Genomic DNA, 16,691 nt, shown 5'->3' with positions numbered 1-16,691 from the left:
GTCTGTGCGACGGCGCGACCGGAATTAGCAAGGAAAACTTGCAAGATTAGTCTTGCAAGGGTAACCTTCCTAATATGACCGACGAGATCGATGTCCAGGCGACGGCGGCAGGGCTGCGCCAGGCGGTCGGCCAGGTCAAGAGGCGACTGCGCAATCGCGCCTCCGATCTCAGCGCGCCCGAGTCGTCTGTGCTGTCGCGGCTCGACCGCAACGGCCCCGACAGCATCGCCGGTCTTGCCCGGTGGGACCAGGTCACGCCGCAGACCATGGGCGCGACGGTCGCCGCGCTCGAGTCGCAGGGCTATATCGAGCGTCATCCCGATCCGCACGACGGTCGCCGCTTCCTGTTGTCGCTGACCGCGTCCGGCTCGGCAAAGGTACGCGACATCCGCGATGCGGCGACGGCCGACATCGCCGCCGCGCTGCGCGAGCACCTGAGCCCTGACGAGATCAGGCTCATCCACGACGCGGCGCCAGTGATCGAGCGCGTCGCCCAGTTCCTCTAGCCCACACTCCCTCTTTTGATCAGCGAGCGGTTCGCCCGTTCGCCCACGAGCGCGCCCGCGGGCGCCCTGGAGCATGCACATGTCAGATTCAGCGACGGCGTCGGCCGCCACGGCGAGCAAGCCGTTCAACTGGCGGTTCACCACACCGCTCTTCATCGGGTCGGCTCTCAACCCGATCAACAGCTCTCTCATCGCGACGGCGCTGGTGCCCATCGCGACGGGCGTGCACGTGTCGATCGGGCAGACGGCCACGCTGGTCTCGGCGCTCTACCTGGCCAGCGCGATCGCCCAGCCGACCGCAGGGAAGGCCGCCGAGGTCTTCGGGCCGCGGCGCGTCTTCCTGGTCGGCATCCTGCTCGTGCTTGCGGGCGGCCTCGTGGGTGGGATCGCACCCGGCCTGCTCACGCTGCTGATCAGCCGAGTGCTGATCGGGCTCGGCACGTCGTGCGCGTACCCCACGGCGATGGTGCTGATCCGGCGCCGTGCCCGGGCGGCCGGCCTCGAGAAGCCGCCGGGCGGTGTGCTCGGCGGTCTCATGATCTCGGGCGTCGCCACCGCGTCGCTCGGCTTGCCGATCGGCGGTCTGCTGGTGCAGTTCCTCGGGTGGCGCTCCGTGTTCCTCATCAACGTTCCGGTTGCGCTGATCGCGCTCGTGGCCACGCTGATGTGGGTGCCGCGTGACGATGCCACCCCGCGCCGCGGTGCGCGGCAGATCGCCTCCGATCTCGACCTCATCGGAATCATCGGCTTCGCCGTGGCGATGACCAGCCTGCTGCTCTTCCTGTTCAGCCTGCCGACCGCGAACTGGGCGCTTCTCGGCGTCACGGTCGTGCTCTGGGCACTTGAGACCAGCTGGGAGTTGCGGGCCAAGTCGCCCTTCTTCGACATCCGACTGCTCGGTCGCAACGCCGCGCTGACGCGCACCCTGATCCGCTTCGGTCTCGTCATGCTCTGCGGCTATGTGGTGCTGTACGGCATCACCCAGTGGCTGGAGGCATCGCAGGGCATGTCCGAAGCCGCATCCGGTCTGCTGCTCATCCCGATGACCGTCGTCTCGGGTGTCGTCATCGTGCCGTTCTCGCGCCGCAACCTCGTTCGCGGCCCGATCATCGGCGCGGCCGTCGCCTGTATCGTCGCCGCGGTCAGTGCCCTGTTCCTGCCGACCGCCGCGTGGCTTGTCATGACCCTCGCGGTGACGATCCTGCTCGGCTTCGCTCAGGGCGCGGCCAGCAGCAACCAGCTCGCGCTCTACAGCCAGGCGCCCGCCGAGCAGCTGGGCACCGCGTCGGGGCTGATGCGTTCGTTCGGCTACCTCGGATCGATCGCCTCGTCGGCTGTCACCGGCATCGTCTACCGCACCTCGGTGACCGACTCGGGCGTGATGACCATCGCCTGGATCATGGTCGGCGCCAGTGTGGTGCTGCTCGCCATCTCGGTCTTCGATCGCACCCTGCGGCGCACGGCGGGCTCCACCGCCTGAGCTCGGGCGAAGCCAAAACCCCAAACCACGGACCCACGTCCCGACCGAAAAGCAAGGAGACCACCATGGCCATCACCGCCATCGACGACACTGCCGCCCTGATCGTTCTCGACCTGCAGACTGCTGCGGCGGCCGCGCCGGCGATCGAACCGGTGCCTGAGGTTGCCGCCCGCGTCGCGGATCTCGCTGACGCATTCCGCGCCCACTCGCGCCGCGTGATCTTCGTCCGCGTCACCGGAACGGCACCCGGCCGTACCGACGCGGGCGACCCGGCCGGCATGACGCTGCCCGACGAGTGGACGGCACTGCTGCCGGAGGTGCGCGCAGACGAGCGCGACCACCTGGTGACGAAGAGCAGCTGGGGTGCTCTCGGCCGCAGCGGTCTGCTCGAGCACCTCACGGCTGAAGGCATCACCCAGGTGGTGCTGACCGGTGTGTCGACCAGCCAGGCCGTGGAATCGACCGCGCGTGCGGCCTACGACCACGGCTTCCACGTGACCATCGCGATCGACGGCATCACCGACACCGACGAGGCAGCGCACGAGCACGCCGTCGCGCACACGTTCCCGCGCCTCGCCGAGACGGGCACGATCGCCGAGATCATCGCCGCGCTGGGCGCCTGAGCCTCAACCTCCACGCGGCGACAGTAGATGCCTCTGCTCGGCGGGCAGAGTGGCATCCACTGTCGCCGCGGGCAAGAGCGGCGCGCGTTGCCCGCTGGCGCCGCGTGGACCAGGTCCTGCACCGGTTTCGCGTGGGCTCTGCGCCGATCCGCGTGGGCTCTGCACCCGCCAGCGGACTTCTCCGGCTACTTCCGCGCCTTACGCGACGCCTTGTTGTTGGCCTTCTGGATCGCCTCGACCAGCTCGTCCTTCTTCATCGACGAGCGCCCCTTGATGTCGAGCTGCTTCGCGACGTCGAGCAGGTGCGACTTCGAGGCGTTCGCGTCGACGCCGCCCGCCGTCTTCTTCCCTCGCTGCGCTGCGCCGGCATCCGAGGGGCCCTTGTGCCCTTTCTCGACCCAGTGGTCGCCGACCTTCTCGTACTCGTGCTTGAGGGCGGCATACGCGGTCTGCTGCGCACGGCGGCCGCGCCCGTACTCCTTGATCGCAGAATCGTGCGCCTTCACCCAGATCGCCTGCGCGTGCTTCGGCGAGCGTTCGATCGTGCTGGGCATGTCCTTCGCTCCGGGCATTGTCTGTTCCTCCTTGGTCTCCATTCGGCTCCGCCGAGTCGACCGGCGAAACGACCGGCGGCTCAGCTGAGCAACGTGACCAGCGCCGCCTCCGGCGAGCGCTTCACGTCGAGTAGTTCCCCGTTCCGGTATCTGTCGAACACCCGCGGGTCGATGTAGCTCGCGCGAGCGACAGCCGGCGTGTTGCCGAGGGCGGATGCCGCGCGCTTCACCGCTTCGCGCTCGGCGGCGTCTCGCGCCCGCCGCGTCTCGGCGACACCCGCCCGGGCGAGCGTGTCTGCCGCGACGATCGTGCCGCGCAGGGTGCGGAAGTCCTTCGCGCTGCCCTCGACGCCGGTGCGCAGGCGGATGTCTTCGTTGACGTCGACCGGGCGCAGCGAATGCCAGCGCTGATCGCGCCACGCCAGAAGCCGCGAGCCGGGCCGGCGCCGCTCGGCGAGCTCGATCAGATAGTCGGCGAGCTCGGGGTCGCGGAACGACGAATCCCACCCCTGCCCGCTCTTCGACGGGAAGCGCAGCTCGATCTCGGGCGGCTCGATCGTCACGTCGCGGCACAGCAGGGTGGTGAGCCCCCGGGTGCCGTAGACCTTGCGGTAGCGCTCCTCGCCGATGCGCAGTGCGGCCCGGTCGACGATGCGGAACGCGGCGGCGAGGGTGCGCTCGCGGGGCATCCCCGGCAGCCGCAGATCGCGGGTCACGGTGCGGCGCGCGCTCGGCAGGGCTTCGGCCAGCTCAAGCATCCGATCGAACTTCACGGCGTCGCGCTTGCGTCGCCACTCCTCGTGGTAGAGGTACTGGCGCCGGCCTGCCGCATCCGTTCCGACGGCCTGGATGTGCCCGTCGGGGTACGGCGAGATCCACACGTCGAGCCACGCGGGCGGAATGACGAGCGCCTCGATGCGGGCGATCACTTCGGCATCTTCAACGGGTCTGCCGGCGGCGTCGACATAGCGCGGCCGCTTGCCGGGCAGACGGGTGATGCCCGGCCCGGTGGGGTCACTGCGGCGAATGCGCATGGTTTCCTAATGCCCAGGGGACCACTCGGGCATGACCACGACCCGGCGCGCTGTTGCGATGGGCATCAGCGGATGCCTCGCCGCCGCTCTCGTCGCAGGGCTGACAGGCTGCGTGCCGGACTCGGGCGGCGTGCCCGGGCAGCTCGAGCGGGGCCTCGCCTCGGCGGACAGCAGCGCGCAGACGGCGTTGCTCGCGCTGCAGCAGCTGCAGGCGGGGAAGACGACACCACAGCACGCTCACACCGCGATCGACGACGCGCTGACGAAGCTCGGCGACGAGCAGACCACCCTCGCGAGCCTGGAGCCGCAGACGCCCGAAGAGCGACGCTGGCGGCGCAGCGCCGACGACGCGATCTCGTCCCTCGACCCGGCGCTCAAGGACGCTCGCTCTGCGGCGGCCGGAGAGGCAGGCATCCGCTGGTCTCAGGCGAGCCGGGAAGTGCAGGACGCGAGCGACGCGATCACCAAAGCCAAGCGCGACATCGTGAAGCAGGCGGGGGAGGCCGAGTGAAGAAGGTCCTCGGCATCTTCCTCGGGATCCTGACGGCGATCGGCGGGTTCGTCGACATCGGCGACCTCGTCACCAACGCCGTCGTCGGCTCGCGCTTCGGGCTCTCGCTCGCCTGGGTGCTCCCCGTCGGCGTCATCGGCATCATCGTGTTCGCGCAGATGTCCGGGCGCGTGGCGGCCGTCAGCGGCCGGGCGACGTTCGAGATCATTCGCGAGCGGCTCGGGCCGCGGCTCGGCATGGCGAATCTCGGCGCGTCGTTCCTGATCAACCTGCTGACGCTCACGGCAGAGATCGGCGGCATCGCGCTCGCGATGCAGCTGGCCAGCGACATTCAGCCAGGTCTGTGGATTCCTGTCGCGGTCGTCGCGGTGTGGATCGTGCTGTGGCGGGTCAAGTTCTCGATCATGGAGAACGTGGTGGGGCTGCTCGGGCTGTGCCTCATCGCGTTCGCCGTCGCCGTCTTCCTGCTGCACCCAGACTGGAGCGCGCTCGCTCACAAGGCGATCCCGGTGATGCCGTCGAGCGAGCACCCGTCGACCTACTGGTACTACGCCGTCGCGCTGTTCGGCGCCGCGATGACGCCCTATGAGGTGTTCTTCTTCTCGTCGGGCGCTCGTGAGGAGGGCTGGACCAAGAGCGACCTCTCCGAGTCGCGCGCCAACGTGCTGATCGGTTTCCCGCTCGGCGGCCTGCTGTCGCTGTCGATCGCGGTGTGCGCCACGCTCGTGATGCTGCCGCGCGGCATCCAGGTCGACTCGCTCTCGCAGGTCGCGATGCCCGTCGCCCAGGCGGGCGGCAAGCTGCTGCTCATCATCGTGATCCTGGGCATGGTCGCCGCGACCTTCGGCGCCGCACTCGAGACGGCGCTGTCGAGCGGCTACACGATCGCGCAGTACTTCGGCTGGCCGTGGGGCAAGTTCCGCCGCCCGGCGCAGGCGTCACGCTTCCACCTGGTGATGATCGTGTCGCTGCTCATCGGGCTCGGCATCTTGGCGACCGGAGTCGACCCGGTGCAGGTGACGGAGGCATCCGTCGTGTTCTCTGCACTCGCCCTGCCGCTCACCTACCTGCCGATCCTGCTCGTCGCCAACGACCCGCAGTACATGGGCGACCAGGTCAACGGCAGATACACGAACGGCATCGCGCTCGTCTTCCTCTTCTTGATCCTGGTCGCGTCGATCGCGGCGATACCGCTCATGATCGTCTCGGGGATGGGGGCATGAGATGACGGATGCTTCGCGGCTGCCCGTGGATGATTCACCTCGGGGCACCGTGCTCGACGCGCACCTGCACCTGCTCGACCGGCAGATCGTCGACCCCAACGGCATGCCCATCGCGGTCGTCGACGACCTGGAGCTCGACGGTGTGGAGGACGGCCCGCAGGACGCGAGCGGCGCCGTGCGGGTGACGGTGCGCGGGCTCGTCACCGGCCCCGTGCTGTGGACCCGTATCTTCGGCGGCCGGGCGCCTGAGCACCGGTATGACGAGCTGCCGTGGAGCGACGTGGGCGAACTCGGCGTGGTGATCCGCGTCGACAAGCCCGCCGACTCGTACGAGGCCAGCTGGACCGAGCGCTGGGTGCGCGAACGCGTGATCGGCCGGATTCCCGGGGGACGCCATGCGCCTGACTGACCTGTTGGACCGGCCGGTGCGCGACGCGACCGGGGCGCTGCTCGGCCGCGTGATCGATGCCCGCTTCGTGCTGGACGGGGCTCCGTCGGGGAACGGCGCGGGCGCGCTCTCGGACGCGCGGCTTCACGGGCTGATCGTGAGCCCGCGCCGCAGCGGGTCGTTTCTCGGCTACGAGCGCACCGGTGTGAACCGGCCGTGGCTCATCGCCCACTTCCTGGCCTGGCGTGAGCGGCACGACGTGCTGGTGCGCTGGGCCGATGTGGCGACCGTGGGGGAGGAGCTGCAGCTGCGCTCGGGCGCGACGCTCTATTCGCCGGCGCTGCCCGGCTCGCGCTGATCTTGCCCGTTCGCCCCGGAGCACGCGGGGCTTGCGGAGCGCGCGTCTCGAAACGAGCAGTTCTGAAGAAGCATCCCCGGTGACCGCGCGGCCACAATGTTCGGCATGACAGAGACGAAGACCACTGGATTCACCGCAGAAGAGCGCGCGGCGATGCGCCAGCGCGCGAAAGAGCTGAAGGCGCAGGAATCCGAGGCGCAGGCACTGCAGGCCGTGCTCGACAAGATCGCGAGCCTCGACGAGCCCGACAAGACGAACGCCGAGCGCATCCACGCGATCATCACCGAGGTCGCGCCGCACCTGAAGCCGCGCACCTTCTACGGCAGCCCGGCCTACGCGAACGCCGACGGCAAGGTGATCTGCTTCTATCAGGAGCGCGCGAAGTTCAAGGTGCGCTACGGCAACTTCGCTTTCTTCGACGCGGCGCAGCTCGACGACGGCACCATGTGGCCGACGGCGTTCGCGATCACCGAGATCACGCCGGAAGACGAGAAGCGCATCGCCGAAGTGGTGAAGAAGGCCGCAGGGGTCGCCTAGCCGCAGTGTCGGCGCACCGTCAAGCAGTGGCGGCCGACCGCGCTCGCGCCTAACGTCGCGCTCATGGTTGAGCTCACGACGAAGACGCTGACGGAGGCAGGCCGAGCGGTCGGCCGGCTGATCAAGACCATCGAGGGCGACGAGCGGCTCGACAAGATCGCGGCCCCGGTCTCGGACTTCCTGCAGAAGCTCATTCCGCCCGGACCTGTGCGCGATCTGCTGCACGGCACGCCTCTCGGCCACCCGGCGCACCCGTTCCTCGTGCAGGTTCCGCTGGGCGCGTGGATGTCGGCGAACGTGCTCGACCTGCTGCCCGGCGGCTGGATTCCCGCAACGGCGCTCGTCGGAGTCGGCACCGCGGCCGCGATTCCCGCCGCCGCGACCGGCGCCACTGACTTCTCTGCCGCGAATCGCGAGCATCAGCGTGTAGGGCTCATCCACTGGGCTTCGGTCGCGACGGCCGGCGCGCTCTACGGTGCCTCGTTCGTCGCGCGACTCAGCGGCAACCGCAAGGCGGGGAAGCGCCTCGCCCTGGCGGGCCTGGCCGCGGCATCAGTCGGCGGATATCTCGGCGGCCATATCGCCTATCACCAGGCGCTCGGCGCGAACCACACCGAACCCGTGCCCAACCTGACGCCCGGCGGCTGGCACGACCTCGGGCTGCTCACCGAGCTGCCGGAGCACCAGCTGCGGCAGCGGCTGGTCGGCAACACCCCCGTGGTGCTCTACCGCGACGGCGACCGTGTGCTCGCGCTGGCCGATGCCTGCTCGCACCTGTCCGGTCCGCTGCACGAGGGCGAGCTGGTCGATGAGCCCGGCATCGGCGCCTGCGTGACCTGCCCGTGGCACGGCAGCACCTTCGCCCTCGAAGACGGCGCGGTGGTGCACGGCCCGGCGACCGCCCCGCAGCCTCAGTTCGTCGCGCGAGTCACCGGTGGCAGGGTCGAGGTCATGCTGCCCGGCGCGGGGTAGCCGCGCGCGGGCGGCAGGCCAGCAGCGGGGTAGCACTCGCACGACCGGGGTACGGATCACTCATGGCAGCCAAGACCGTGAGCGAATTCATCATCGACCGCGTGAAGGAATGGGGCGTCACGCGTGTCTTCGGCTTCCCCGGCGACGGCATCGGCGCCTTCGACGGCGCGCTGGGCGAGCTCGACGTGAAGGGCGACGGGCTCGAATACGTCCGGCCCACGCACGAGGAGATCTGTGCCTTCATGGCGACCGCGCACGCGAAGTTCACGGGGGAGGTGGGCGTGTGCGTGGCCACCTCGAGCCCGGGCGCCTTCCATATGCTCAACGGGCTCTACGACGCGCAGATGGACAACGTGCCCGTCGTCGCCATCGTCGGCCAGCAGGGCCTGGATGCCCTGGGAACCTTCACCCAACAGGAGAGCAACCTGGAGCGGGTCTTCGCCGACGTCGCCTGCTACGTCAAGACGATCGTGTCGCCGCAGCAGGCGCAGGCCGTCGTCGACACCGCCTTCCGCACGGCGCAGGCGCGCCTGCAGCCGGCGGTGATCGTGCTGCCGCACGACGTGCAGGCACTGGATGCCGCAGAGCCGAGCGCCGCCCACTGGGTGTCGCGCTCGAGCTCGGCGCCCGCCACGACGAGGATCCGCCCCGATGACGAGGCACTGCAGGCTGCGGCATCCGTCATCAATGCGGGCAGCAAGGTGACCCTGCTCGTGGGCGCCGGGGCGCGGGGCGCAACCGATCAGGTGCTCGAGCTCGCGCGCAAGTCGGGCGCGGGCATCGTGACGGCCCTGCGGGGGAAGGACGTGATTCCGAGCGACATCCCGTTCCACACCCAGCAGCTGGGGCTGCTCGGCACGATGCCGAGCCTCACCCAGATGAAAGAGTGCGACACGCTCGTGCTGCTCGGCACGAACTACCCGTACGGCGAGTTCCTGCCGGCGACCGGCCAGTGCCGCGCGGTGCAGGTCGACCTGAAGCCCGAGCAGCTCGGCGTGCGGTACCCGACGGAGGCGAACCTCTGGGGCGACGTGCGTACGACCCTCGACGCGCTGCTGCCGCTGATCGAGCAGAAGAGCGACCTCAGTTGGCAGCAGGGCATCGCCGAGGGGTTCCTGAACTGGGAGAAGGAGATGCGCACCGAGGCAATGGTCAAGTACCCGGACGGAGCGAACCCACGCCGCGTCTTCTTCGAGTTGAACGAGCGGCTTCCCGAGAACGCGATCGTGACGGCGGATGCCGGAACGACGGCGGACTGGTACGCGCACCACATCCGCCTGCGCCGCGGCATGAAGGGCGACCTCTCTGGGCGCCTGGCGAGCATGCTCGGCGCGATGCCGTACGCGACTGCGGCGAAGTTCGCGTTCCCCGACCGGCCCGTGATCTGCACGATCGGTGACGGGGCGTTCCAGATGCTCGGCATGAACGAGCTGATCACGGTGAAGAAGTACCTCGAACGCTGGCCGAACAAGCAGCTCGTCATCGCAGTGATGCACAACGACGACCTCGCCCAGGTGTCGTGGGAGCAGCGCACGCAGGACGCAGACCCGGTCTGGCGCGGCTCGCAGGACGTCGAGTCGATCGACTACGCAGGCTATGCAGAGCTGCTCGGCTTCCGTGGCATCCGGGTTCGTCACGATGATGAAGCCGGGGATGCCTGGGAGCAGGCGCTGCGCCACGACGGCGTGACGCTGATCGACGCCTACGTCACGCGGAACGCGCCGCCGCTGCCGCCGAAAATCTCGAAGGAATACCGCAATAACACGCTCAAGGCGCTGGCCAAGCACGACCCGCTGCGCGTCGGTGCGGTCGTCGACTCCGCCGAGGCGATGGGCGCCGAGGCGCTGCAGCGCGCCAAGAACGTGCTGCACCTGGGTGACGACGACCCGGGCCAGCGCGAATGATCCGTTCGAAGCCGATACCGCAAGAAGGAGCGTGACAGCATGAGCGACGACCAGCCGCGCGGGTTGAGCGATGAAGAGCTCACCCGCAAGGACACGAACTACAGCCCGGGCAGTGACCGCGAGACTCAGGAGCTGCAGGGCGACCCCGACGAGTCTCCGGCGACCGACGACGTCGATCGCGCGCGGGTCGGGAACCTGCCGGGAACGGGCGGCCCGGATGACACGGGCGACGTCGTGCCACCCGACGAGGAACTCGACGAGCCGCTGTAGCGGGGCGCCCTACTCGGCTGCTTCTTCCTTGTCGGTCTCCGACTGTGCGAGCGAGGTCAGCCACCGGTAGTACAGCCCGGAAACGAACGGAACCGGCACGAGCAGGTAAGCGACCAGTCCCGCGATCGGAAGGGCGAGCCCCACGAGCGTCGCGATCGCGAATGAGATCGCGAGCGTGAACGCGGGCAACCGCGATCGCGAGCGGTACGAGTCGGTGAGCCCGGCGTAAAGCAGCCACGGGTGCGCGGTCAGGTACCACCACAGCGATCCGTGCACCGCGGCGATCGCGGTCAGATGCACCCCGTAGGTCACGACCGCCACGCGCTCGGTGGGGTAGTGGGCGAGCATGTTGGCGGTGTACGGCACGAACGCGACCAGCATCAGCATCAGCAGGTTGAGCCACACGAAGGGATGATCGGCATAGCGCGCGAAGTCGTTCTGCGTGCGGTTGCCGAACCAGACCGTGCCGAGCGTGATGAACACCAGTGCGTAGCCGAGCAGCGTCGGCACGTTCCCGCCCAGGGCGGAGAGCAGGTCGTCGCCGGCATGCTTGGGCAGTTCGATCTCGATGACGATGATCGTCATGACGATCGCGAAGACGCCGTCGATCAGCGCCTCAAGGCGCCGGGTCGGTCCCATGCCGGGGTGCTCCGGCACGCCGCGTTCCGGCGCGCCGCGCTCGTCGTCGTCGGTCATGCGCTCACAATGCCACTCGCGACTCGTCGGCGGGCAGGTTGCGCAGCCTCGTCGGCGTGCGCAACCGGGTCAGTTCACGTTGCGCGATTCAGGCAGCGCGAGCGGGCCGGATGCCCGCGCTGATCGCCGCCGCGTCCGCGAGGCGCGGGCGCAGAAGATCGATCGCGGCCTCGAGGGTGTCGGCCTCGAGCTCGGCGAACGGGCGCGCGATCGACTGCACGCGATATCGGCCGTCGCTCAGCGTGACGTAGCCCAGCAGCGCGAACGGGCTGCCGCCCGGCAGGCTGACCCGCCAGTCGCCGTCGCCCGCGGAGACGACCTCGACCTCGGCGAGTGTGGGCGCGGGCGTGGCGTGACCGACCTTCGAAAGTCGGTGAAGCGTGGCAACAAGGCTCATGAGATTCCCCCTCGGCTGATCTCTCCCACGACGAGAGTGCAGGAACGCGCTTCCTGTAAAACAGGCCTTGACACCGTCGCCGAGTGATGCGAGCAAAGGTCAGGTTGAAGGTTAGGCTCCCGGGGTGACGAGCCCGCGCTCGTAGGCGAGGATCACCGCCTGCGCCCGATCGCGCAGCCCGAGCTTCGTGAAGATGCGCGACACGTGCGTCTTCACCGTCTGCTCGGCGAGGAACAGGGCGCGCGCGATCTCGCTGTTCGACAGCCCCTGCGCCACCAGCACGAGGATCTCGTTCTCGCGCTGCGTCAGCTCAGCGAGTTCCGGTCGCGCGGGCGTGGGTGACGGGCCGGCAGGGGCGGGGGATGCCTGCTCAGCACCCACCCCCTGCGCGAAGTGCTCGATCACGAGCCTCGTGAGCCGCGGCGAGAGCAGCCCCTCGCCCGCGGCCACGACCCGCACCGCCTCGACGAGTTCGGCGGGCAAAGCGTCCTTCAGCAGGAATCCGCTCGCCCCCGCCTGCAGCGCCTGGAACACGTAATCGTCGATGTCGAACGTGGTCAGCATCAGCACGCGCGTCGGCACGCCGGCCGCCGCGATGCGCGCGGTTGCCTCGATGCCGTTCATCACCGGCATCCGCACGTCCATCAGCACGACGTCGGGTGTGAGCTCGAGCGCAAGCGACACGGCTTCCGCGCCGTCCGCGGCCTGCCCGACCACCTCGAGATCGGGCTGCGCGGCGAGCAGCGCGGCGAAGCCCGCGCGCACCATCGCCTGGTCGTCGGCGATCACGACGCGTGTCACGATGACCCTCCTGGATGCACCGGCAGCACGGCCGACACCCGCCAGCCGCCATCGGGCGTGGCCCCGTGCTCGACCGTGCCGCCGACGGCGCCGGCGCGCTCCTGCATGCCGCGCAGTCCGAAGCCCGCCCCGGTGAGCTGGCCGGTCTCGCGGCGTGCGCCACCCGGCCTCGGCCCGTTCGCGATCACGAGTTCGAGCACCTGCGGGTCGCGGGTCGCCGTCACCGTCACGGTCGCGCCCGGTGCATGGCGCAGCGCATTGCTCAGGGATTCCTGCACGATTCGGTATGCCGCGAGCCCCACCACATCGTCGACGCGCTGGTCGAGCGCGGTTCCCGGCTGGTAGAGGATCTCGGCGCCCGCCTTGCGCGCCTGGTCGATCAGCGCCGGCAGCTGCGGCAGGCCGGGCTGCGGTTCGAGCACGACGGTGGGGTTCGTGCCGGTCGTGGGGCCGCCACCGGGAGGCCGGGGCGCACCTCCGCGCCCACGCGCCACGTCGGCACCAGTGCGGTCGCCCGCCGAAGCGGCCGCACCGCTCGCTGCGACGCCGCTCTCGGAGTCATCCGCCCGCAGCACGCCGAGCAGCCGCCGCATCTCGGCCAGCGTCGTGCGGGTCTGCGCCGCGATCTCTTCGAACTCCGTGACGACCTCGGGCGGCAGCCCGGGGTGCCGATACGGCGCGCTCGTCGCCTGCACGTTCAAGATCGACATGCCGTGCGCGACCACGTCATGCAGCTCGCGGGCGATCCGGGTGCGCTCGTCGGCGACCTGCCGCCGCGTGCGCTCGCTCTCGCTGGTCTCGCGCTCCTCGGCGAGCTGCACGCGCGTGCGCTGCAGCTGCCGCACGACGATCGCTGCGGCGATCGCGAAGATCGCGATGTTCGCGAACACGACGATGCTGGTCAGGCTTGAGGCGAGCGGCATGCGCACCAGCAGAATGAGCGCTGCGATGACGGATGCCAGCGCGCTGCCCGCCCACGCCACGAGTGCCCACCACCACGTGTCCTTCCACGCGACGACCGCGAGCGTCAGCACCTGCGTGATCAGCGCAGGAACCGCCCACGGCCACGGCGCCGTCGTCGAGCCGCCCGTCGAGATGAGCGCCAGGATGAAGAACGAGATGACGGCCAGACCGGATGCCTCGCGGGGGCGCCACACCGCGAGCGGCAACGACCCCACGTGCGCGGCGACGATCACGAAGACCACCTCGACGGGCACGTTGTACACGGCCACCGCGACCGGCACCTGCACCGCATAGAGCGAGGCGGCGATCACGCCGAGCACCACCCAGAACGTCACCCGGCGGGCGCGCGGCGACCATGGCACGCGAGTGCTCGGGAGCCTGCCGCCGCCCGCGGCCGGTGCCGTCGACGAGGTAGCCGCCTTCTCACTGCGGCGGCGCCATCGCGGCATGAAACGCATCACGTCCCCTTTCACCGCTACCGTGCCACACCCCTCGCGCGTGAGGCGGCCGCCGCGCGAAAAGCGATACCGCAGTAGGGGGTGGCGGCCAACTCCAGGGTGACGACCGCGGCCCGAGGCATCCGTAACTTCAAAGGCATGGACACGATCGGGCACCTCATCACCCTCGCCGCGGCCTCGCCGTGGGCACTCGCGCTAGTTGCGCTCGCCCTCGTCATCGACGGGTTCTTCCCCTTCGTCCCGGGCGAGACGCTCGTCGTCGCAACCTCCGCCGCGATGGCCGCCGCCGGCGGCAGCCCGTGGCTCGTGCTCGCCGTGGCGGTGCCCGCGGCACTCGCTGGCGATCTCATCGCCTTCCACCTCGGTCGCCGCCTCGGCATCGAGCGCTGGATCACCCCGAAGCGCCCCCGCCTCGCTCGCGCCTTCCACTACGCGCAGCGACGGCTCGAGGTGAGCCCGGCGTCGATCCTGCTCACCGCCAAGTTCGTGCCGTTCGCGCGCGTCGCCGTCTCGATGACGGCGGGGGCTGGGCGGATGCCGATGCGCCGCTACCTTCCGCTTGCCGCGACCTCGGTGACGCTCTACACCGGGCTCCACGTCGCCATCGGCGTGCTCGTCGGGTCGGCCGCCTTCGCGCTGCTCGGCAACCCGGTGATCGCGCTCGCCGCATCCATCGCGGCGGGGCTGCTCACCGGCGTCGCCATCGACCTGCTCGTCAGGGCGGTGCGCGCCCGATTTCGCCGCCCCGTGGTCGCCGCCGTCGCCGCCTGACCCGGAGCTCTAGCCCGGCCCCCTGAACCTGCACGAACCCCCGGCGGACTGGGATCGCCGGGGGTTCGCGCAGTGCCGGCCGCGAGCGGCCGTCGGGTGGCGCCGACAGTAGGAGAAGGGGGTGGGTTGGGGGCGTCGGCGCTCCCGGGTCCATGTGAAGTTGTCGGGTTGGGTAGTCAGTGGAACAGGGGTATTCAGTTGTGAGGAACGCGGGGTCAGGCGACCCCGTCGAGGACGAACTCCGAGCGGCCGGGGCCGAGGTGCGGCCGGGCCGGGTCGATGCCGGCGCGCAGGAACGCGTCGATGATCGCGCCGAGTCGTTCGTGAGGGTCGGCCGACACCGAGGCGCTGAGCCCCTGCGCGATCAGGCTGCAGCGGTGGTAGCCGAAGCTGACGCCGTCGCCCGGGTCGTCGGCCAGCGCGATGCCGGGCACGACTTCGCGGGTGAAGGCCGGAACCTCGCTGCCGAACGCCGAGGGGTGCCACGCGGCGACCGCGCAGCGTGCCAGTACGGCCACGTCGGCGCGGGTCGTGTAGAACACCGCGGCGTCGGGGCGGCCGAAGTTGGCGGGGTTGTCGAGCAGCTTGGCCGCGAACACGACTCCGGCCGACTCGAGGCCGGAGACCACCTTGGCGAAAACCCGCGGCGCAGCATCCGGAACGACGTTGAGATAGCAGCGCACGGTCGGCGGCACCGGCTCGCCCACGTGGCGCGAGCCGTGCACCGTCAGGTAGCCGAGCAGGCGCGAGCGCAGCGGGTGCCGCCCGCCGAACTCGGCGTGCAGCCGCGCTACGAAGGCGTCGTCGGGGTCGCCGACCGGGTGCAGCGTTCCCCGATCGTCGGGCGGCGGCCAGGCCGCCTCGTTCGCGTGGCCGTGGAAGTACGCGGCGTACAGCCGGCGGGTCAGCAGGTCGAGCTCATACGCCGAGTGCTGCGGCACGGCGCTGGACTCGACCTCGCGGGCGACGCGCCGCAGCAGCGGGTACCAGCGCATGTTGGCGCGTCGGGTCGCGCCGAACGAAACAGGGGCAGGGGTGATGGTGTCAAGAGTCATGAGAGCAGTTCCAGCGCGGCGTCGGGTCGCAGCGCGAGTTGTTCGGCTGCCTGAAGGCAGGCGAGGGCGTTCGGGGGTAGGGCGGAGGCGCCGGCGGCAAGGCCGACGATTCTGGACAGCAGGCTGAGTGCGGCGAACCGCGCCCACTGCCTGCGGTCTTCGGGCGTTTGGGGCAAGACGGATTCGTAGCCGTCGATCGCGGCGCGGATCTCGCCGAGCACGTCGGTGAACGGGATCGCGGAGTTCTCGATCCACTCGGTCAGCGTGGTGCCGTCGCGGAAGTCGAGCCCGTGCAGCCAGCTGCCGAGGAACTCGCCGACGAGGCATCCGAAATCCCAGCGGGGGTCGCCGTAGCCGGCGGACTCCCAATCGACGAAGACGACAGGCTCGCGCGCCTCGGTGCTCTCGGTGCACTGCACGTTGTCGTCGGTCACGTCACCGTGGATCACGCAGGCGGGCGACCAGTGCGCGACCGCGGTCTCGACACCGCGCAGCAGGCCGGCGTGGCGCACGAGCGCGAGCAGCTCGACCCAGGCATCCGACCCGCTGTTGGCTGACCACGGCGTGACGACGGCGAGCGCGCTGAGCAGGCGCTCGGGCAGGCGCGCGCGGCTCACGTCGGCGGCGCCGCTGTCAATGAGGTCGACGGATGCCTCGCCCGCAGTGGCCCGGTGCAGCATCGCCAGCCGGCGCCCGGCCTCGCGCGCCCATGGCTCGCTCGTGCCGCCGGCCTCTGCGAGGCGCTCGGCGAGGGGCGCGTAGCCGACCAGGTCTTCGGTGACGAGGATCTCGTCGTCGTCGGCAGAAAGGATAAGGAACTCGGCGGGGATGCGGATGCGGCGGTCGGCCAGAGCATCGGTCAGCCGGCGCTCGAAGTCGAAGCTCGCGGCCAGGCTCTCGGCGGCCTGGCGCGAGCGGCGCTTGACGAAGAGCGAGCGGCCGTCGGCGAGGCGCACGCGGTAGCAGAGGCTGCGGCGGTGAAGCGGCTCGACGGCGCTGACGGCGGTGCCGGCGAAGAAGCCGCGGGCTTCGAGGCGGGCGACCGTGTCGATCGCGAACGGGTCCGAGATGAGCATGAGTCGACTCTGCTCGGGCGGTGGCCGCGCCGAATCCGTGTAAGTACGTATTCATCGCCGGCCGCACTACGTATTTGTGTCGGCGCATGTCGTACGGCACGCTTCGTGAAACTT

20 protein-coding genes are annotated in these 16,691 nt (G+C 70.0%); 12 read left to right on the top strand and 8 right to left on the bottom strand.

Annotation, left to right across the window (positions count from 1 at the left end):
- The first annotated feature begins 74 nt into the window (after positions 1 to 74).
- From ABD736_RS13925 to ABD736_RS13915, 3 genes are all read left to right on the top strand, one after another.
- Positions 75 to 506, top strand: coding sequence for a MarR family winged helix-turn-helix transcriptional regulator (locus ABD736_RS13925; RefSeq protein WP_344792470.1), 432 nt, complete (start codon positions 75 to 77; stop codon positions 504 to 506).
- A 79-nt stretch (positions 507 to 585) separates the two neighbouring features.
- Positions 586 to 1,986 (top strand): MFS transporter, encoded by a 1,401-nt coding sequence (locus tag ABD736_RS13920; RefSeq protein WP_344792469.1) that lies wholly within the window; start codon positions 586 to 588, stop codon positions 1,984 to 1,986.
- 65 nt (positions 1,987 to 2,051) lie between these two features.
- Entirely contained in the window at positions 2,052 to 2,609 is a 558-nt protein-coding gene (locus ABD736_RS13915; RefSeq protein ID WP_344792468.1) for a cysteine hydrolase family protein, read from the top strand.
- 185 nt (positions 2,610 to 2,794) lie between these two features.
- On the opposite strand, the gene ABD736_RS13910 is transcribed toward ABD736_RS13915, so the two are convergent.
- Together ABD736_RS13910 and ABD736_RS13905 are read right to left on the bottom strand one after the other, a co-directional pair.
- Entirely contained in the window at positions 2,795 to 3,181 is a 387-nt protein-coding gene (locus ABD736_RS13910; protein WP_344792467.1) for a ChaB family protein, read from the bottom strand.
- 62 nt (positions 3,182 to 3,243) lie between these two features.
- Positions 3,244 to 4,197 (bottom strand): DNA topoisomerase IB, encoded by a 954-nt coding sequence (locus tag ABD736_RS13905; protein WP_344792466.1) that lies wholly within the window; start codon positions 4,195 to 4,197, stop codon positions 3,244 to 3,246.
- 31 nt (positions 4,198 to 4,228) lie between these two features.
- Here ABD736_RS13905 and ABD736_RS13900 point away from each other — a divergent pair, with 31 nt between their 5' ends.
- From ABD736_RS13900 to ABD736_RS13865, 8 genes are all read left to right on the top strand, one after another.
- Positions 4,229 to 4,708 (top strand): hypothetical protein, encoded by a 480-nt coding sequence (locus ABD736_RS13900; RefSeq protein ID WP_344792465.1) that lies wholly within the window; start codon positions 4,229 to 4,231, stop codon positions 4,706 to 4,708.
- Positions 4,705 to 5,931 carry an NRAMP family divalent metal transporter gene (locus ABD736_RS13895; protein WP_344792464.1) on the top strand — a complete coding sequence of 409 codons (1,227 nt, stop codon included), beginning with the start codon at positions 4,705 to 4,707 and terminating at the stop codon, positions 5,929 to 5,931. The genes ABD736_RS13900 and ABD736_RS13895 overlap by 4 nt, the downstream gene beginning before the upstream one ends.
- A 1-nt stretch (position 5,932) precedes the next feature.
- The gene (locus tag ABD736_RS13890) at positions 5,933 to 6,340 is read left to right on the top strand and encodes a hypothetical protein (RefSeq protein WP_344792463.1); all 408 of its coding nucleotides are present in this window, start codon (positions 5,933 to 5,935) and stop codon (positions 6,338 to 6,340) included.
- On the top strand, positions 6,327 to 6,677 hold the full coding sequence (locus tag ABD736_RS13885; RefSeq protein ID WP_344792461.1) for a PRC-barrel domain containing protein: 351 nt from the start codon (positions 6,327 to 6,329) through the stop codon (positions 6,675 to 6,677). Before ABD736_RS13890 ends, ABD736_RS13885 begins: the two co-directional genes overlap by 14 nt.
- 105 nt (positions 6,678 to 6,782) lie before the next feature.
- Positions 6,783 to 7,214, top strand: a complete 432-nt coding sequence (locus tag ABD736_RS13880) for an iron chaperone (protein ID WP_344792460.1) — start codon at positions 6,783 to 6,785, stop codon at positions 7,212 to 7,214.
- A gap of 63 nt (positions 7,215 to 7,277) precedes the next feature.
- Positions 7,278 to 8,186, top strand: coding sequence for a Rieske (2Fe-2S) protein (locus tag ABD736_RS13875; RefSeq protein ID WP_344792459.1), 909 nt, complete (start codon positions 7,278 to 7,280; stop codon positions 8,184 to 8,186).
- 62 nt (positions 8,187 to 8,248) lie between these two features.
- Positions 8,249 to 10,090, top strand: coding sequence for a thiamine pyrophosphate-requiring protein (locus ABD736_RS13870; RefSeq protein WP_344792458.1), 1,842 nt, complete (start codon positions 8,249 to 8,251; stop codon positions 10,088 to 10,090).
- Positions 10,091 to 10,129: 39 nt separating this feature from the next.
- Complete coding sequence (locus ABD736_RS13865; protein ID WP_344792457.1) at positions 10,130 to 10,360, top strand: hypothetical protein; 231 nt, start codon at positions 10,130 to 10,132, stop codon at positions 10,358 to 10,360.
- A gap of 9 nt (positions 10,361 to 10,369) precedes the next feature.
- On the opposite strand, the gene ABD736_RS13860 is transcribed toward ABD736_RS13865, so the two are convergent.
- The 4 genes from ABD736_RS13860 to ABD736_RS13845 all read right to left on the bottom strand — a co-directional run bounded on the left by ABD736_RS13860 (position 10,370) and on the right by ABD736_RS13845 (position 13,666).
- The gene (locus tag ABD736_RS13860) at positions 10,370 to 11,056 is read right to left on the bottom strand and encodes a TMEM175 family protein (protein WP_344792456.1); all 687 of its coding nucleotides are present in this window, start codon (positions 11,054 to 11,056) and stop codon (positions 10,370 to 10,372) included.
- Between the two features lie 88 nt (positions 11,057 to 11,144).
- Positions 11,145 to 11,453, bottom strand: a complete 309-nt coding sequence (locus tag ABD736_RS13855; protein WP_344792455.1) for a hypothetical protein — start codon at positions 11,451 to 11,453, stop codon at positions 11,145 to 11,147.
- A gap of 111 nt (positions 11,454 to 11,564) precedes the next feature.
- A complete protein-coding gene (locus tag ABD736_RS13850; RefSeq protein ID WP_425555031.1) occupies positions 11,565 to 12,254 on the bottom strand; it encodes a response regulator in 690 nt (229 codons plus the stop codon).
- Entirely contained in the window at positions 12,251 to 13,666 is a 1,416-nt protein-coding gene (locus ABD736_RS13845) for a sensor histidine kinase (RefSeq protein WP_344792454.1), read from the bottom strand. Before ABD736_RS13845 ends, ABD736_RS13850 begins: the two co-directional genes overlap by 4 nt.
- Before the next feature lie 147 nt (positions 13,667 to 13,813).
- Here ABD736_RS13845 and ABD736_RS13840 point away from each other — a divergent pair, with 147 nt between their 5' ends.
- On the top strand, positions 13,814 to 14,446 hold the full coding sequence (locus ABD736_RS13840) for a DedA family protein (RefSeq protein WP_344792453.1): 633 nt from the start codon (positions 13,814 to 13,816) through the stop codon (positions 14,444 to 14,446).
- Positions 14,447 to 14,661: 215 nt separating this feature from the next.
- Here ABD736_RS13840 and ABD736_RS13835 read toward each other — a convergent pair whose 3' ends face one another.
- Both ABD736_RS13835 and ABD736_RS13830 read right to left on the bottom strand, forming a co-directional pair.
- Positions 14,662 to 15,501 (bottom strand): T3SS effector HopA1 family protein, encoded by an 840-nt coding sequence (locus ABD736_RS13835; protein WP_344792452.1) that lies wholly within the window; start codon positions 15,499 to 15,501, stop codon positions 14,662 to 14,664.
- Positions 15,498 to 16,577: a phosphotransferase family protein gene (locus ABD736_RS13830; RefSeq protein WP_344792451.1), complete on the bottom strand. Its 1,080-nt coding sequence runs from the start codon at positions 16,575 to 16,577 to the stop codon at positions 15,498 to 15,500. Before ABD736_RS13830 ends, ABD736_RS13835 begins: the two co-directional genes overlap by 4 nt.
- Positions 16,578 to 16,691 lie beyond the last annotated feature (114 nt).

Source organism: Gryllotalpicola daejeonensis, from assembly GCF_039538145.1.
In the GTDB taxonomy this organism is placed as follows: Bacteria; Actinomycetota; Actinomycetes; order Actinomycetales; family Microbacteriaceae; genus Gryllotalpicola; species Gryllotalpicola daejeonensis.
Note: the sequence above shows the minus strand (reverse complement) of the source record. Positions and strands in the feature narration are given on the sequence as shown.

Excerpts from the sequence above, each read along its gene's own strand:
- ABD736_RS13875 (WP_344792459.1), top strand. The coding sequence starts at position 7,278 with ATGGTTGAGCTCACGACGAAGACGCTGACGGAGGCAGGCCGAGCGGTC.
- ABD736_RS13885 (WP_344792461.1), top strand. The coding sequence starts at position 6,327 with ATGCGCCTGACTGACCTGTTGGACCGGCCGGTGCGCGACGCGACCGGG.
- ABD736_RS13900 (WP_344792465.1), top strand. The coding sequence starts at position 4,229 with ATGACCACGACCCGGCGCGCTGTTGCGATGGGCATCAGCGGATGCCTC.
- ABD736_RS13845 (WP_344792454.1), bottom strand. The coding sequence starts at position 13,666 with ATGCCGCGATGGCGCCGCCGCAGTGAGAAGGCGGCTACCTCGTCGACG.
- ABD736_RS13870 (WP_344792458.1), top strand. The coding sequence starts at position 8,249 with ATGGCAGCCAAGACCGTGAGCGAATTCATCATCGACCGCGTGAAGGAA.
- ABD736_RS13905 (WP_344792466.1), bottom strand. The coding sequence starts at position 4,197 with ATGCGCATTCGCCGCAGTGACCCCACCGGGCCGGGCATCACCCGTCTG.
- ABD736_RS13855 (WP_344792455.1), bottom strand. The coding sequence starts at position 11,453 with ATGAGCCTTGTTGCCACGCTTCACCGACTTTCGAAGGTCGGTCACGCC.
- ABD736_RS13925 (WP_344792470.1), top strand. The coding sequence starts at position 75 with ATGACCGACGAGATCGATGTCCAGGCGACGGCGGCAGGGCTGCGCCAG.
- ABD736_RS13840 (WP_344792453.1), top strand. The coding sequence starts at position 13,814 with ATGGACACGATCGGGCACCTCATCACCCTCGCCGCGGCCTCGCCGTGG.
- ABD736_RS13835 (WP_344792452.1), bottom strand. The coding sequence starts at position 15,501 with ATGACTCTTGACACCATCACCCCTGCCCCTGTTTCGTTCGGCGCGACC.
- ABD736_RS13920 (WP_344792469.1), top strand. The coding sequence starts at position 586 with ATGTCAGATTCAGCGACGGCGTCGGCCGCCACGGCGAGCAAGCCGTTC.
- ABD736_RS13910 (WP_344792467.1), bottom strand. The coding sequence starts at position 3,181 with ATGCCCGGAGCGAAGGACATGCCCAGCACGATCGAACGCTCGCCGAAG.
- ABD736_RS13880 (WP_344792460.1), top strand. The coding sequence starts at position 6,783 with ATGACAGAGACGAAGACCACTGGATTCACCGCAGAAGAGCGCGCGGCG.
- ABD736_RS13890 (WP_344792463.1), top strand. The coding sequence starts at position 5,933 with ATGACGGATGCTTCGCGGCTGCCCGTGGATGATTCACCTCGGGGCACC.
- ABD736_RS13830 (WP_344792451.1), bottom strand. The coding sequence starts at position 16,577 with ATGCTCATCTCGGACCCGTTCGCGATCGACACGGTCGCCCGCCTCGAA.
- ABD736_RS13865 (WP_344792457.1), top strand. The coding sequence starts at position 10,130 with ATGAGCGACGACCAGCCGCGCGGGTTGAGCGATGAAGAGCTCACCCGC.
- ABD736_RS13860 (WP_344792456.1), bottom strand. The coding sequence starts at position 11,056 with ATGACCGACGACGACGAGCGCGGCGCGCCGGAACGCGGCGTGCCGGAG.
- ABD736_RS13915 (WP_344792468.1), top strand. The coding sequence starts at position 2,052 with ATGGCCATCACCGCCATCGACGACACTGCCGCCCTGATCGTTCTCGAC.